Origin of the sequence: Duganella dendranthematis, assembly GCF_012849375.1 — a bacterium.
In the GTDB taxonomy this organism is placed as follows: Bacteria; Pseudomonadota; Gammaproteobacteria; order Burkholderiales; family Burkholderiaceae_D; genus Rugamonas; species Rugamonas dendranthematis.
The window spans coordinates 6,058,542-6,072,035 of sequence record NZ_CP051684.1 but is presented as its reverse complement, the minus strand read 5'-3'; the positions used below and the strand labels follow the sequence as shown (position 1 = coordinate 6,072,035).

Annotated in this window: 15 protein-coding genes and 2 tRNA genes; 11 read left to right on the top strand and 6 right to left on the bottom strand. The window is 59.8% G+C overall.

From position 1 onward, the window contains the following. Positions 1–62: 62 nt before the first annotated feature. Genes HH213_RS27795 through HH213_RS27785 form a run of 3 tightly spaced genes read left to right on the top strand, consistent with a single transcriptional unit; the run spans position 63 to position 3,557 of the window. Positions 63–938: an alpha/beta fold hydrolase gene (locus HH213_RS27795; RefSeq protein ID WP_169114430.1), complete on the top strand. Its 876-nt coding sequence runs from the start codon at positions 63–65 to the stop codon at positions 936–938. A gap of 8 nt (positions 939–946) precedes the next feature. Then, entirely contained in the window at positions 947–1,297 is a 351-nt protein-coding gene (locus tag HH213_RS27790; protein ID WP_110849653.1) for a RidA family protein, read from the top strand. A 7-nt stretch (positions 1,298–1,304) separates the two neighbouring features. Beyond that, a complete protein-coding gene (locus HH213_RS27785) occupies positions 1,305–3,557 on the top strand; it encodes a RelA/SpoT family protein (RefSeq protein ID WP_169114429.1) in 2,253 nt (750 codons plus the stop codon). Here the strand turns inward: HH213_RS27785 and gstA are convergent. Then, positions 3,554–4,153 (bottom strand): glutathione transferase GstA, encoded by a 600-nt coding sequence (gstA, locus tag HH213_RS27780; RefSeq protein WP_169114428.1) that lies wholly within the window; start codon positions 4,151–4,153, stop codon positions 3,554–3,556. The two genes, HH213_RS27785 and gstA, sit on opposite strands and share 4 nt — an antisense overlap. A 93-nt stretch (positions 4,154–4,246) precedes the next feature. Here gstA and HH213_RS27775 point away from each other — a divergent pair, with 93 nt between their 5' ends. Continuing rightward, positions 4,247–5,110, top strand: coding sequence for a LysR family transcriptional regulator (locus HH213_RS27775; protein ID WP_174864440.1), 864 nt, complete (start codon positions 4,247–4,249; stop codon positions 5,108–5,110). Here the strand turns inward: HH213_RS27775 and HH213_RS27770 are convergent. Genes HH213_RS27770 through HH213_RS27750 form a run of 5 tightly spaced genes read right to left on the bottom strand, consistent with a single transcriptional unit; the run spans position 5,105 to position 8,567 of the window. Continuing rightward, on the bottom strand, positions 5,105–5,749 hold the full coding sequence (locus HH213_RS27770; RefSeq protein WP_169114427.1) for a CatA-like O-acetyltransferase: 645 nt from the start codon (positions 5,747–5,749) through the stop codon (positions 5,105–5,107). The two genes, HH213_RS27775 and HH213_RS27770, sit on opposite strands and share 6 nt — an antisense overlap. Before the next feature lie 33 nt (positions 5,750–5,782). Further along, on the bottom strand, positions 5,783–6,220 hold the full coding sequence (locus tag HH213_RS27765) for a hypothetical protein (protein ID WP_169114426.1): 438 nt from the start codon (positions 6,218–6,220) through the stop codon (positions 5,783–5,785). 4 nt (positions 6,221–6,224) lie between these two features. After that, entirely contained in the window at positions 6,225–6,626 is a 402-nt protein-coding gene (locus tag HH213_RS27760; protein WP_146235995.1) for a hypothetical protein, read from the bottom strand. Continuing rightward, on the bottom strand, positions 6,623–7,612 hold the full coding sequence (locus HH213_RS27755; protein ID WP_169114425.1) for a serine hydrolase domain-containing protein: 990 nt from the start codon (positions 7,610–7,612) through the stop codon (positions 6,623–6,625). Before HH213_RS27755 ends, HH213_RS27760 begins: the two co-directional genes overlap by 4 nt. A 31-nt stretch (positions 7,613–7,643) precedes the next feature. Continuing rightward, complete coding sequence (locus tag HH213_RS27750; RefSeq protein ID WP_169114424.1) at positions 7,644–8,567, bottom strand: cation diffusion facilitator family transporter; 924 nt, start codon at positions 8,565–8,567, stop codon at positions 7,644–7,646. A gap of 140 nt (positions 8,568–8,707) precedes the next feature. On the opposite strand from HH213_RS27750, the gene HH213_RS27745 reads away from it, so the two are divergent. The 7 genes from HH213_RS27745 to pheS all read left to right on the top strand — a co-directional run bounded on the left by HH213_RS27745 (position 8,708) and on the right by pheS (position 13,426). After that, positions 8,708–8,784: transfer RNA gene (locus HH213_RS27745), tRNA-Val, on the top strand. A gap of 40 nt (positions 8,785–8,824) precedes the next feature. Next, positions 8,825–8,901 (top strand) — tRNA-Val (locus HH213_RS27740). A gap of 175 nt (positions 8,902–9,076) precedes the next feature. Continuing rightward, the gene (gene thrS / locus HH213_RS27735; protein ID WP_169114423.1) at positions 9,077–10,984 is read left to right on the top strand and encodes a threonine--tRNA ligase; all 1,908 of its coding nucleotides are present in this window, start codon (positions 9,077–9,079) and stop codon (positions 10,982–10,984) included. A gap of 89 nt (positions 10,985–11,073) precedes the next feature. Continuing rightward, on the top strand, positions 11,074–11,544 hold the full coding sequence (gene infC, locus HH213_RS27730; RefSeq protein WP_229263198.1) for a translation initiation factor IF-3: 471 nt from the start codon (positions 11,074–11,076) through the stop codon (positions 11,542–11,544). 195 nt (positions 11,545–11,739) lie between these two features. Beyond that, complete coding sequence (gene rpmI, locus HH213_RS27725; protein WP_110849662.1) at positions 11,740–11,937, top strand: 50S ribosomal protein L35; 198 nt, start codon at positions 11,740–11,742, stop codon at positions 11,935–11,937. Positions 11,938–11,963: 26 nt separating this feature from the next. Then, complete coding sequence (rplT, locus tag HH213_RS27720; protein WP_056156032.1) at positions 11,964–12,323, top strand: 50S ribosomal protein L20; 360 nt, start codon at positions 11,964–11,966, stop codon at positions 12,321–12,323. Between the two features lie 83 nt (positions 12,324–12,406). After that, complete coding sequence (gene pheS, locus HH213_RS27715) at positions 12,407–13,426, top strand: phenylalanine--tRNA ligase subunit alpha (protein ID WP_169114422.1); 1,020 nt, start codon at positions 12,407–12,409, stop codon at positions 13,424–13,426. The last annotated feature ends 68 nt before the right edge of the window (positions 13,427–13,494 follow it).

Sequence of the window (13,494 nt, the reverse complement as noted above, 5' to 3'; positions counted from 1 at the left end):
ACGCCAACACGGTAAAATGGTATTTTTACACATAAGATCAAAGAACCATTAAGGGAAGCCGCATGCTCGAACCAAAAATAAAGTCTGTCCAATGCCTGTCGCTGGCCGGCCTGCATCGCATGTCCTACAAGGAATGGGGCGACGAGAGCAATCCCAACGTGCTGCTGTGCGTCCATGGCGTAACCCGCGTTGGCGACGACTTTGACAATATGGCCCGGGCGCTGGCCGGCGATTACCGCGTGATCTGTCCCGACATCGTTGGCCGTGGCCGCTCGGACTGGCTGCGCAACCCGCAGTTGTACGTGCTGCCCCAATATGTCAGCGATATCGTGACCTTGCTGGCGCGCGTGCTGCCCGATCAAAATCAGCAGGTCGACTGGTTCGGCACCTCGATGGGCGGCCTGATCGGCATGGGCCTGGCTTCGCTGCCGGGCAACCCGATCCGCAAACTGGTGCTCAACGACATTGGCCCGGTGCTGGCCCCGCAGGCCATGCAGCGCATCGGCGACTACATCGGCCAGGACCTGCGCTTTGACAGCTTTGAAGCCGGCGCCAAGTTTGTCCGCGACGTGTCCGTCTCGTTTGGCGAGCATACCGACGCCGAGTGGCACAAACTGGCGACCGATGTCTTGCGTAAAGACAAGGACGGCAAATGGGTGCGCCATTACGATATGGGGCTGGCCTTGCCGTTCCGCTCTGCCACGCCGGAATCGGCCGAAGCCGACCAGGCCATGCTGTGGGCCGCGTACGACGCCATCACTTGCCCAACGCTGCTGGTGCGCGGCGCTGACTCCGACCTGCTGTCGCCGGAGACGGCCAAGCTGATGACGGAGCGCGGACCGAAGGCGCAACTGGTGGAAATTCCGACCGTCGGCCATGCGCCGACCTTTATCCACGACGATCAGATTCATATAGCAAAGCAATTCCTGTTAGGTTAAAAAGTATTATGGAAATCAAACGACTGTACCCAGGCAAACGCCTGTCGGAAGTAGCAATACATAACAGCACCGTCTACCTGGCTGGGCAGATCGCCGAAGACACCACGGCCGATATCCACGGCCAGACGCGCGAAGTGCTGGCCCACATCGACCGCCTGCTGGCCGAGGCCGGCAGCGATAAGACCTGCATCCTCAGCTGCCAGATCTACATCAAGGATCTGGCCGACTTTGCCGGCATGAACGAGGAGTGGGATGCCTGGGTACCGCAAGGCCACACCCCGCCGCGTGCCACGGTCGAAGCCAAGCTGGCCGATCCTAACTGGCTGGTCGAAATCGTCGTCGTCGCCGCGCAGCGCTAGGAGTCCCATGGTTTCCACCACTGCGGTCAGCAGCGTCACGTCGGAACAACTGGTCCAGGGCCTGACGCCCGACGAAAGCGCGCGCATGCTGGCGGCGCTGGACTTTGCCAGCGCCGCGTATGCCGACAAACAATGCAGCAGCGGCCAGGCCGCGCTCGACTTCGCGGTCGGCGTGGCCTGCACGCTGTCGTCGTTGAGCACCGACCTCGAAACCCGTCTGGCCGGCCTGATGTTCGAGCTGACGCTGCTCGACACCGAGCAGGCCGCCGTGATCGAGCCGCGCTTCGGTCCGGAAGTCAATGAGCTGGTGTCCGGCGTGCGGCAGCTGATCCGCCTGCGCGAGCTGACCCAGAATCAAAATCCCGGCGCCGCCCTGGGCCGCGGCCGCAACGCCGCGCAGATGGCGGTGGCGCAGGTTGAAACGCTGCGCAAGATGTTGCTGGCCATGGCCTCCGACATGCGGGTGGTGCTGGTGCGGCTCGCGTCGTGCGTGACCACGCTGCGCTACTTTGCCGACATCAAGCTGTTCAACGACATGACCGCCGCTTATGGCCGCGAGACGCTGGACCTGTACGCGCCGCTGGCCAACCGCCTGGGGATCTGGCAGTTGAAGTGGGAGCTGGAAGATTTGTCGTTCCGCTTCATCGAGCCGGAGACGTACAAGCGCATCGCCAAGATGCTGGAAGAAAAGCGCATGATGCGCGAAGGCTTCGTCACCAATGCGATTGCGCGCCTGCAGTCGGAAATGGCGGCGGCCGGCATCCAGGCCGAGGTGTTTGGGCGGCCGAAGCACATCTACTCCATCTGGAGCAAGATGAAGGGCAAGGAGCTGGACTTTACCGATCTCTACGATGTGCGCGCCTTCCGCGTGATCGTGGCCGACGTTAAGACCTGCTACACGGTGCTGGGCGTGGTGCACAACATCTGGACGCCGATCCCGAAAGAATTCGACGACTACATATCGCGGCCCAAGCCGAATGGCTACCAGTCGCTGCACACGGTAGTCATGGCGGAAGACGGCCGGCCGCTGGAAGTGCAGATCCGCACCCAGGAAATGCACAGCTTCGCCGAATACGGCGTGGCCGCGCACTGGCGCTACAAGGAAGAGGGCGGCTCCAACTTCCAGGGCCAGAAGTACGACGAAAAAATCGCATGGCTGCGTCAGCTGCTCGCGTGGAAAACCGACGTCGCCGATGCCGTGGTCGGGCAGGAAGAGCAGCAGCGCGAGTGGGTGGAAAAGCTCAAGGCTGCGGCCTTGGATGACCGCATCTTCGTGCTGACGCCGCAAGCGCGCGTGATCGAACTGCCGGTTGGCGCCACGCCGGTCGACTTTGCCTATCACCTGCACAGCGACGTCGGCCACCGCTGCCGTGGCGCGCGCGTGGACGGCATCATGGTGCCGCTGAACACGCCGCTGAAAAACGGTCAGACCTGCGAAATCATCACCGCCAAAGGCGCCCCCGGCACGGCCGGCCCGTCGCGCGACTGGCTCAGCGATGAATATACGGTGGCGACCCGCACGCGCTCCAAGATCCGCGCCTGGTTCCACGCAATCGACATGCAGGAAACGCTGTCGCACGGCCGCGCCATGGTGGAGAAAACCTTGCAGCGCGAAGGCAAGACTGCCGTCAACCTGGAAGCGCTGGCCAACAAGCTGGGCTTTGCCAAGGTGGACGACCTGTTCCTGTCGGTCGGCAAGGATGAATTCAGCCTGCGCCACATCGAGCAAGCCTTGCACGACAGCGGCGAACCAGTGGAGCCGGTGGACGAAGTTTTCCTCGGCAAGAGCAAGGCGTCCAGCGTGGAGCAGGGCGCCAAGTCGGGCGTGCTGGTGGTCGGGACCGACGGCCTGATGACGCAGCTGGCCAAATGCTGCAAGCCGGCGCCGCCGGATGGCATCGTTGGCTTCGTCACGCGCGGCAAAGGCGTGTCGATTCACCGCGCAACCTGCAAGAACTTCGCCGAAATGCGCGCCAAGGCGCCGGAGCGGGTCATCGTCACCGAATGGGGACGTGCGGTGTCGGACACGGTTTACCCGGTCGACATCTTCATTCTTGCGAATGACCGCCAAGGGCTGCTGCGTGATATTTCCGAGGTCTTCTCGCGCGAGAAGATCAACGTTATCGGCGTCAACACGCAAAGCGCCAAAGGCTTTGCGCGCATGACCTTTACGGCCGAAATCGGCGCCACCGCGCAGCTGCATAAGGCATTGAACTCTATTGCCGAAGTGACCGGCGTCCAGGAAGCTCGCCGCGCTTAAGCGTGGGCTTGCTGGGCGGCTTGGATGGATGGACGGCTGGCGAGGCCGGCATGGTGGCTTGCCACCGCTGGCCATTCGTTAAGGTCGATGGCGAAGAACTGGAGCCAGCCGAGCACGGTGTACAGGTAGGCATCGGCAACGGTGAAGGTTGCTCCCATCAGATAGGCGCGTTGCTGGAGCGTGGTTTCCAGCACGCTCATGCGACGGAACAGGCGGTCGCGGAAGATGGTTCGGGCCGCTTCCGGCAAATCGCTGTTAAATAACGGTGCAATGCCGGCGTGGATCTCGCTGGTGATGAAGTTCAACATCTCCTGTAATCGCACGCGTTCCCAGCTGCCGGCTGGCGGCGCCAGTGCTGCCTCCGGCTTCAGGTCGGCCAGGTATTGAATAATGGCCGGTCCCTCGGTCAGGATTTCCCCATTGTCTAATTCAAGTGCCGCCACGTAGCCTTTCGGGTTGATGGCGCGGAAGTCGCGGCCGTCAGCGGTGCGCTTGCTCTGGTTGTCGACTTTGATTAGTTCATGCGGCAGTCCCAATTCCTTCAATACGATCAGCGGCGAGAGCGAACAGGTATGCGGTGCGTAGTACAGCTTCATTGCAAACTCCTTCAAATGGTGAGCCGTCACTGTATGCGCCGCATCGATGCGCTGTAAAATGAATGCTTCAGAAACGCACTATCAGTTTTTCTAATGATGAATTTGTCCCATTGGCGTCTGCTGGTTGCCGTCGCCGAATTGCGTAATATTTCACAGGCTGCGCAGCAGGTTGGCTTGTCGCAGTCCGGCGCCAGCCAGGCGATTGCGCAGATTGAAGCCTCGCTCGGCGCACCGCTATTCGTGCGCGAGCGGCGCGAGGTGCTGCTTACCGCGCTTGGCGAGCAGGTGTTGCAGCACGCGCGCGGCATGCTGGTGGAGCTGGATGCGATCCGCGCGCTGGGCGATGCGGCGCTCGGCTTGCATGCCGGCCGCATCCGGCTGGCGACGTTCCCCTCGGTGCTGGCCACGGTGCTGCCTGGACTGGTATCGGCGTTCCGGCGCCGCCATCCTGGTATTGATGTGGTGGCGCTGGAGGGATCGGATGCGGAAGTCGAAGCCTGGCTGGCTGAAGATACGATCGAACTTGGCGTGGTGCTGAATCCGGCGCCGCAGCGGCAGGCGGTGATCATCGGCCGCGATGCGTGGGTAGCCCTTCTGCCGGCGCAGCATCCTCTAGGACGGCGCTCCAGCGAGCAGGGCGTCAGCTGGCGCGAGCTGGCCGATCAGCCATTCGTGCTGGCCACCGGCGGTTGCAATGTCCACGCGCACAGCCTGGCGACGCAGACCGGCGTGACGCTGAGCGATATCCGCGTCACAGTACGCGATTTGGCCAGCGCGGCGGTGCTGGTGCGTGAAGGACTGGGCGTATCGGTGGTCCCGGAATCGGCGCTGCCGACCGACCAGCGCGGCCTGCGCGTGATGCAATTGCAGCCGCACACTTACCGCGAATTCGGCCTGGTGTGCTCACAGGCCGGACGCGATTCGCCGGCGGTGCAAGCCTTCCTGCGCGAGTTATGACGCCAGCGTCTGCGCAATGCGCTGGCCGATGGCTTCGGCCAGCAAATGCACGTGGTAGCCGTCGATAAACCCGTGGTGCGCCTGCACGGCCATGGTCATACTCAGTTTGCCGTCGGCGCGCGGCGCGCTATAGCGGCCCCAGGCCAGTGACGGAATATCGTAGCTCTTGTGCTCGTAGATCGGGTGCTCGATTGCGGACAGCTTCAGCCACGGCATGCAGGTGATGAAGATGTTACGGCGCTGATCGTATTCGCTGAGGCTTTCGGCAGTGTTGATCAGTTTGGTGCTGGCTTCCGCTTCCTTGGCCGAGGCGACGCTGCGGGCGACGAATTCGTTCAGGTCATCGGTCATGACGAAGCGCGCAAAATTCAGATTGTCGTCCCGGTTGAGCACGGTGTACGAGGCCCAGAAATCCTCGATCTTGATCACTTCGCCTTTGTAGATGCGGTACAAATAATTGTCGATTCCTTTGACCGCATGCAGCACGTGGTACAGGAAGAAGTGGAAGCTCGGCAGGCCGCGCTGTTTGCAGTAAGGCCGGAAATCCGGCACTTCCAGTTCAAAGCTCAGGTTGACCAAAGGGTTTTCGAACGACGCAAAAGCATTGTATCGGTCGCGGCGTTTTTCAAAATTCTGCATAAGATCTTTTAATTCACTTGAAAGGCGACAGCATTATAGTCCTCCGGTGATTTTCGCTATGCATAAGCGCTGCTCTTCCGTTCCGTGCGCCGCCAGCTTGCGCAAAGCGCCGACTGGCGGCGGCGTGTTGGGCGTGCTGTGTGGTTTTGCGTAGGGGATAAAGATGCCGTCATATGGCTGCTCATAAGGAAGCTGGCAGACCAGATTCAACGCCTGCTGCGCATCGCCCCGCGCCAGCGCCTCCTTCACCATCCCCATGCCGTAACACGCTTTGCCTGCGGCTTTGCGCAAGTCGATATGGAGTGGCTCTGTGGTTTGCAGGCTGTCTTCCAGTTCGAGGAAGCCGACTTGCCCGCGAATCGTCCTGGTCGCGCCGGGTTTTTTGCAATCGACCTGCACGAGATCCCGCTCTTCTTCATACGCTGTTGCGCCAAACAGCGGAGGCGTACAGATATTCTGAGTGAAGGTCATCGGCTCAAATTTTCTTGCTGAGCGCATCTCGGAAAAGTGAGTCACGGCTTGCTGGTAAGGCTGCAATGCAGCTGGCAGAACGTAATGAAAATCTTGGACGATAGCCGGCTGCTGGCTCGCGCAGGCGCCGCAGCGGTAGCGCAGGATAGGACAGTGCCACCTGGAGCGGGTCAGCTTGCTTGTTTGATGTGATGACGAAATCCTGCTCCGTCACAACAGGTGGCGGGTCGACTTGAGGTGTCATGAACAGCATGCCTCGTGCATTGGCGGGGAAATGTTTAAGGCTTGCATGCACGAAACCGGCAGGCTCTACAAATGGGCAGGAGCAGGCGGTTGCGAGACTGGGCAACAGCAGCGCGCTGATGATGAGGACATATGCCGATCGCAGGAACCAGAATGTCATCATGGCCGCGTTTCTAGAATGGCCTGCAATATGCTGGCAGAACGCCGTTGTCCGTAGCCTTTTCCGTAAGCGCTGGAGGTGACGACCACCACCGACTGCAGCGACGGGATGACGTAGATCTTGTTGCCGCCATTGCCAGAGGCGAAGTGGACGACGATCTCGCGGCCGCCAATGCGTTCGGTTTTGCGATACCAGAAATAGCCGTAGTGGTCGGCATAGCGGTCTACGTCGCTGATGGCGACACGCGGCGCCAGTGCGGCCTGTATCCACTCGGCGCTGAGGACGCGGCGGCCTTGATACATGCCGTTATCCAGCACCATCTGGCCGATCTTCGCCAGGTCGCGCGTGCGCAGAAACAGGTTGCCCTGGCCTTTGGGATGATTGGCCGTATCGCGCAGCCATTGCCAGTGCTGGATACCGAGCGGCTCGAACAGCGTGCTGCGAGCGAATGTCTCCAGGTCAATGCCGGTGGCTTGTTCGATTGTGACGCCGGCGATGTAGGCAGTCATGGAGTTATAGCGGTAGCGCGTGCCGGGCACGGTCTCAGCCGGCGTGGCCAGTGTGAAGGCGACTGGATCGGCGGCGTCGTCCATCTTGTCTTCGTTGCCGGGGGAGGCGGGATCTTCGTCGAAGGCGGCCAGGCCGGAGCGCATGGTTAGCACCTGGTCCAGCGTGACGCCATCCAGCGCCGTGCCTTTGGCGGCCGGCCAGTACTGCTCGATGCGGCCGTCCGCGCTCAGCTTGCCGCTATCGACGGCCGCACCGGCCAGCAGGGCGGTAATGCTTTTGCCGGCGGAGCGAATGTCGTGCAGCGTGTCGGCGGTTTCGCCGTTGTAGTAGCGCTCGGCCACGATGGCGCCGTCGCGCATCACCAGCACGCTGCGCAGATCGGGATGTTCGTCGTGGTCCCAGCGGGCCAGCACTTCATCTAGCGGCTGGGCCAGCGCTTGTGCGGCGGCCATCAAGAGTGCAAGCAGAAGAGCTTTCATCGCATTCCCTATTTGATTGGCCGCTGCGCGGTTATTTTGTCGCCACTTCTGCTTGCAGCGTGATGTGGTCGATCTTGTGTTTTTCCAGCAGCATGGCCTTGATGGCGTGCAGGATATCCGGCCAACGTTCCAGGTCGGTGATTTCGACGTGGCCGATCAGCGCCGGTTCGCCGGGCGACATTTCCCACACATGCAGGTCGTGCACCGAGCACACGCCGTCTACTTGCTCCAGGTCGGCGCCGACTTTGAGGTAGTCGATTTGCTCCGGCACGCCGCCCATCAGGAAGTGATACGACTCGCGCAGCACGCCGACGGTGGAGCGCAAAATGAGCAGCGCGACGAACAGCGACAGCAGCGGGTCGATTTGCATCCAGCCGAAGTAATAGATGACCGCGCCGGACACGAGCGCGGCCACCGAACCCAGCAAGTCGCCCAGCACATTCACCAGCGCCGCGCGCGTGTTCATATTGCTGTCGCCGCGCGACAGCATCCACGCCAGCAGCAGATTGATCACCAGGCCGAGGCCGGCCACGATGAACACCGTGGCGCCGTGCACTTGTTCCGGATGCGAGAAGCGGCTGATGGCTTCGTAGCCGATCCAGCCGACCAGGATCAGCAGCACCAGGCTATTCACAAACGCCGCCAGCGCCTCGGCGCGGCCGAAGCCGAACGAGTGGCGCGCCGACGGCGGCCGCTTGGCGATGATCTGCGCCAGCAGCGCCAGACCCAGCGCGGCGGCGTCGGTCACCATGTGGCCGGCGTCGGAGATCAGCGCCAGCGAGTTGGACATGAAGCCGGTCACCACTTCCACCACTGCGAAGCCCAACGTCAATACCAGCGACCACGCCAGCATCGACTGGCTGCGCTGCACGGTGTAGTGTTGATAGTGGGCGTCGCCGTCGCGGTGTTCGTGCAGGTGGGCGGAGGGCGAGGACGTGGCGGTGTCTGCTTGCATGGGCGTGTTGTTAGATATCAATGGCCACAGTTTAATGTATGACGGCAGTGCGTGCTTTTTTGCTGTCATAGGAGAATTAGAAATGTTTCATATCATTACCCTTGTTTTTCTTTCGATCGCTCTCTATAATGCTGGTCTTCGGGCGGTTAGTTCAGCTGGTTAGAATACTTGGTCGACATCCAAGGGGTCGGGGATTCGAATTCCTCACCGCCCACCAGAATTCGTAGTAAAGCGGTACAATTTAAAGCAGTAAAAACGGGCGGTTAGTTCAGCTGGTTAGAATACTTGGTCGACATCCAAGGGGTCGGGGATTCGAATTCCTCACCGCCCACCAGAACATATGTAAGAGCGAGAAAGGCATCACGGTTATGACACCGCGAACTACTACCAAGCTTTGGGAGTGACGCTAGTCAACGGGATTCTTTTGCTTGAAAAAAGAGAAAACGCGGCTAGCCCGCGTTTTTTTTCGTCTGCATCTTTTAATACCTTTTAAATTACCGGAGATCACAATGATTTCAGTCCGCCTTCCTGATGGTTCCGCCCGTGAATTCGACGGCCCGGTCACCGTAGCCCAAGTGGCGTCCAGCATCGCTACCAGCCTCGGCAAAGCCGCGCTGGCCGGCAAGGTCGACGGCAAAGTGGTCGACACCTCGTATCTGATCGAGAAAAACGTCGATCTGGCCATCGTGACCGACAAAGACCCTGAAGGTCTGGACGTGATCCGTCACTCGACCGCTCACTTGCTGGCGTATGCCGTCAAAGAGCTGTTCCCGGATGCGCAAGTCACCATCGGCCCGGTCATCGACAATGGCTTCTACTACGACTTCTCGTACAAGCGCCCGTTCACCCCGGACGATCTGATCGCCATCGAAAAGAAAATGGGCGAACTGGCCAAGAAAGACGAGCCGGTCACCCGCAAAGTGTTGCCGCGCGATGAAGCCGTGGCGTATTTCAAATCGATCGGCGAAAACTACAAGGCCGAAATCATCTCGTCGATTCCGGCCGGCGAAGACGTCTCGTTGTACAGCGAAGGCGGTTTCACCGACTTGTGCCGCGGCCCGCACGTGCCGTCGACCGGCAAGCTGAAAGTGTTCAAGTTGATGAAGCTGGCCGGCGCGTACTGGCGCGGCGACAGCAAGAACGAAATGCTGCAGCGTGTCTACGGCACAGCCTGGACGAAAAAAGAAGATCAGGAACAGTACCTGTTCCAGCTGGAAGAGGCGGAAAAGCGCGACCACCGCAAGCTGGGCAAGCAGCTGGACTTCTTCCACTTCCAGGATGAGGCGCCGGGCCTGGTGTTCTGGCATCCGAAAGGCTGGACCATCTGGCAACAGGTGGAGCAGTACATGCGCAACAAATACCAGGTCAACGGCTATCAGGAAGTGAAAGCGCCGCAGATTCTGGACGCCAGCCTGTGGGCCAAGACCGGCCACTGGGACAACTACCGCGAAAACATGTTCGTCACCGAGTCGGAAAACCGCTCGTACGCGCTGAAGCCGATGAACTGCCCGGGCCACGTGCAGATCTTCAACAGCAATATGCGTTCGTACCGCGACCTGCCGCTGCGTTACGGCGAGTTCGGCCAGTGCCACCGCAACGAGCCGTCCGGCGCGCTGCACGGCATCATGCGCGTGCGCGGCTTTACCCAGGACGACGGCCACATCTTCTGCACCAACGAGCAGATCGAGCCGGAAGTAGTGGCTTTCCACACGCAAGCGATGGAAGTGTATTCGGATTTCCACTTCCATAATATCGACGTCAAGCTGGCGCTGCGTCCGGACAACCGCATCGGTACCGACGAAGTCTGGGATGAGGCGGAAGAGGCGCTGCGCTCGGGTCTGCGCGCCTGCGGCGTGACCTGGACTGAACTGCCGGGCGAGGGCGCGTTCTACGGTCCGAAGATCGAGTACCACCTGAAGGATTCGCTGGGCCGCCCATGGCAGGTCGGCACCATGCAGGTCGACTTCTTCATGCCGGAGCGTCTGGGCGCCGAATATGTGGCGGCTGACAACACCCGTCAGGTGCCGGTCATGCTGCACCGTGCGATCGTCGGTTCGATGGAGCGTTTCATCGGCATCCTGATCGAAAACTATGCCGGCGCACTGCCGGCCTGGCTGGCGCCGGTGCAGGTTTCGGTACTGAATATCTCGGACGCGCAGGCCGAATATGTGCAGCAAGTGGCTGAAAAGCTGCGCCGCAGCGGGTTCCGCGTGCAGACGGATTTGCGCAATGAGAAAATAAACTATAAAATACGTGAACATTCCGTCCAAAAACTGCCGTACATCCTTGTGGTGGGCGACAAAGAGCGGGATGCCAACACCGTCGCCGTGCGGGCACGGGGCAATGTCGATCTGGGCGTCATGTCCGTCGATGCCCTGATAGAGCGACTGCAACAAGACGTCGCCACCAAGGCCTGATCGCACTGGCAATTCATTAGATTTTAAAAGGAATCACCATAGCTACTGACAAGTCGCATCGCATCAATGGCGAAATCACTGCCCCTGAAATGCGTTTATCCGGGGTCGATAACGAGCCGCTCGGTATCGTGAGTTTGGCCGAAGCCTTCCGCCTGGCGGAAGAGGCAAATGTCGACCTGGTCGAGATCGCTCCTACCGCGGTCCCGCCGGTATGCCGTTTGATGGACTACGGCAAATTCAAGTATTCGGAGCAGAAGAAGGCTCACGAAGCGAAATTGAAGCAGAAAATCATCGCCGTGAAGGAAGTCAAGTTCCGTCCGGGTACCGATGATGGCGACTACAATATCAAGCTGCGTAACCTGACCAAGTTCCTGGAAGACGGTGACAAGACCAAAATCACCCTGCGCTTCCGGGGCCGCGAGATGGCGCACCAGGATATTGGTTTCCGTATGCTGGAACGCCTGAAAGCCGACCTGGAGCCGTATGGCCAGGTGGAGCAGTTCCCGAAAATGGAAGGCCGTCAGATGATCATGATCCTGTCGCCGAAGAAAAAGAAGTAATCTGGCTGGTATAGCAGGCAAAAAAAGGGCGCAAGTAGTGCCCTTTTTCATTTTATGGGCTATAATTGTCGGCTGTAGTAAATGTAGTGGACTCGCATCCGCTGCACAAACAAGTGAGAGCAGGCATCTAAGAGCGACGTAGTGTTGCCACCTGTAATCCTGTTAATAGGAGCTGTCCGAGAGGGCAGAATATCTATGCCAAAAATGAAAACCAAGAGCTCGGCGAAAAAACGTTTTCGCGTGCGTCCAGGTGGTACCGTTAAATCGGGTATGGCTTTCAAACGCCACATCCTGACCAAGAAGACGACGAAGAACAAGCGTCAACTGCGCGGCACCCGTAACATCAATGCGTCCGACGTCCAGCGCGTCTACGCTATGATGCCATCCGCTTAATCTCACCACTCATTTAAGGAGCTAATATGCCTCGAGTAAAACGTGGGGTTACTGCGCGTGCCCGTCATAAAAAAGTACTGAATCTTGCCAAAGGCTACCGCGGTCGTCGTAGCAAGGTATACCGTATTGCCAAGCAAGCAGTGATGCGCGCTGGTCAGTACGCATACCGTGACCGTCGTAACAAGAAGCGCGTCTTCCGCCGCCTGTGGATCGCTCGTATCAACGCCGCTTCCCGTGAGCATGGCGTTACCTACAGCGTATTCATGAACGGTCTGAAGAAAGCTGCAATCGAACTGGACCGTAAAGTCCTGGCCGATATGGCAGTGATGGACAAGCCAGCGTTCGCTGCGATTGTCAACGTCGTTAAAGCTAAAATCGCTGCTTAATTTTTAAGCGCGGATTTACGCAAGAGAACGGGGCAAGGGTCATACCTGTGCCCCGTTTTTTGATTCAAGGATAAGAAAAACGCATGGACTCCCTGGAACAACTCGTCGCCTCAGCAGTGCAGGATTTCGACGTCGCCAAAGATGACGCCGCCGCACTGGAAAACGCCAAAGCCAAATACCTGGGCAAGACCGGCCAGATTACCGAATTGATGAAGGGCCTGGGCAAGCTCGACCCGGACGCCAAAAAGGCGCAGGGCGCGCTGATCAACGCCGCCAAGCAGCAGATCGAAGCCGCGCTGACCGCGCGCCGTGATGCGCTGGCCGAAGCCCAGATGCAAGCCCGCCTGAACGCCGAGGCGATCGACGTCTCGCTGCCAGGCCGCGGCCGCGCCGGCGGCGGCATCCACCCGGTGATGCGTACCTGGGAACGGGTGGAAGAGATCTTCCGCTCGATCGGTTTCGACGTGGCCGACGGCCCGGAAATCGAAAACGACTGGACCAATTTCACGGCGCTCAACAGCCCGGAAAACCATCCTGCGCGCTCCATGCAAGACACCTTCTACATCGAAGGCAACGACAGCGAAGGCAAGCCGCTGCTGCTGCGCACCCACACCTCGCCGATGCAGGTGCGCTACGCCCGTAGCCACACGCCGCCGATCAAGGTGATCGCGCCCGGCCGTACCTACCGCGTCGACAGCGACGCCACCCACTCGCCGATGTTCCATCAAGTGGAAGGCCTGTGGATTGCCGAAAACATCAGCTTTGCCGACCTCAAGGGCGTGTACCTGAACTTCGTCAAGGCCTTCTTCGAGACCGACGATTTGCAGGTGCGCTTCCGTCCGTCGTACTTCCCGTTCACCGAACCGTCGGCCGAGATCGACATTGCGTTCGGTAGCGGTCCGCTGAAAGGCCGCTGGCTGGAAGTGTCCGGCTCGGGCCAAGTGCACCCATCGGTGGTGCGCAATTTTGGCCTGGACCCTGAGAAGTACATTGGTTTCGCGTTCGGCTCCGGCCTGGAGCGCCTGACCATGCTGCGCTACGGGATCAACGACCTACGCCTGTTCTACGAAGGCGACCTGCGTTTCCTGAAGCAGTTCAACTAACGATGATCGTCGTTCCCGCGCACGCGGGAATCCATGCTGAGCTCGCGTTCTATGGGCTCCTGCTGTCG

What these genes read in the sequence shown, in the direction of transcription:
- HH213_RS27790 (WP_110849653.1), top strand. Translation starts at nt 947, where the DNA reads ATGGAAATCAAACGACTGTACCCAGGCAAACGCCTGTCGGAAGTAGCA.
- HH213_RS27765 (WP_169114426.1), bottom strand. Translation starts at nt 6,220, where the DNA reads ATGACCTTCACTCAGAATATCTGTACGCCTCCGCTGTTTGGCGCAACA.
- HH213_RS27795 (WP_169114430.1), top strand. Translation starts at nt 63, where the DNA reads ATGCTCGAACCAAAAATAAAGTCTGTCCAATGCCTGTCGCTGGCCGGC.
- rpmI (WP_110849662.1), top strand. Translation starts at nt 11,740, where the DNA reads ATGCCAAAAATGAAAACCAAGAGCTCGGCGAAAAAACGTTTTCGCGTG.
- pheS (WP_169114422.1), top strand. Translation starts at nt 12,407, where the DNA reads ATGGACTCCCTGGAACAACTCGTCGCCTCAGCAGTGCAGGATTTCGAC.
- infC (WP_229263198.1), top strand. Translation starts at nt 11,074, where the DNA reads ATGCGTTTATCCGGGGTCGATAACGAGCCGCTCGGTATCGTGAGTTTG.
- HH213_RS27770 (WP_169114427.1), bottom strand. Translation starts at nt 5,749, where the DNA reads ATGCAGAATTTTGAAAAACGCCGCGACCGATACAATGCTTTTGCGTCG.
- gstA (WP_169114428.1), bottom strand. Translation starts at nt 4,153, where the DNA reads ATGAAGCTGTACTACGCACCGCATACCTGTTCGCTCTCGCCGCTGATC.
- HH213_RS27755 (WP_169114425.1), bottom strand. Translation starts at nt 7,612, where the DNA reads ATGAAAGCTCTTCTGCTTGCACTCTTGATGGCCGCCGCACAAGCGCTG.
- rplT (WP_056156032.1), top strand. Translation starts at nt 11,964, where the DNA reads ATGCCTCGAGTAAAACGTGGGGTTACTGCGCGTGCCCGTCATAAAAAA.
- HH213_RS27785 (WP_169114429.1), top strand. Translation starts at nt 1,305, where the DNA reads ATGGTTTCCACCACTGCGGTCAGCAGCGTCACGTCGGAACAACTGGTC.
- HH213_RS27760 (WP_146235995.1), bottom strand. Translation starts at nt 6,626, where the DNA reads ATGATGACATTCTGGTTCCTGCGATCGGCATATGTCCTCATCATCAGC.
- HH213_RS27775 (WP_174864440.1), top strand. Translation starts at nt 4,247, where the DNA reads ATGATGAATTTGTCCCATTGGCGTCTGCTGGTTGCCGTCGCCGAATTG.
- thrS (WP_169114423.1), top strand. Translation starts at nt 9,077, where the DNA reads ATGATTTCAGTCCGCCTTCCTGATGGTTCCGCCCGTGAATTCGACGGC.
- HH213_RS27750 (WP_169114424.1), bottom strand. Translation starts at nt 8,567, where the DNA reads ATGCAAGCAGACACCGCCACGTCCTCGCCCTCCGCCCACCTGCACGAA.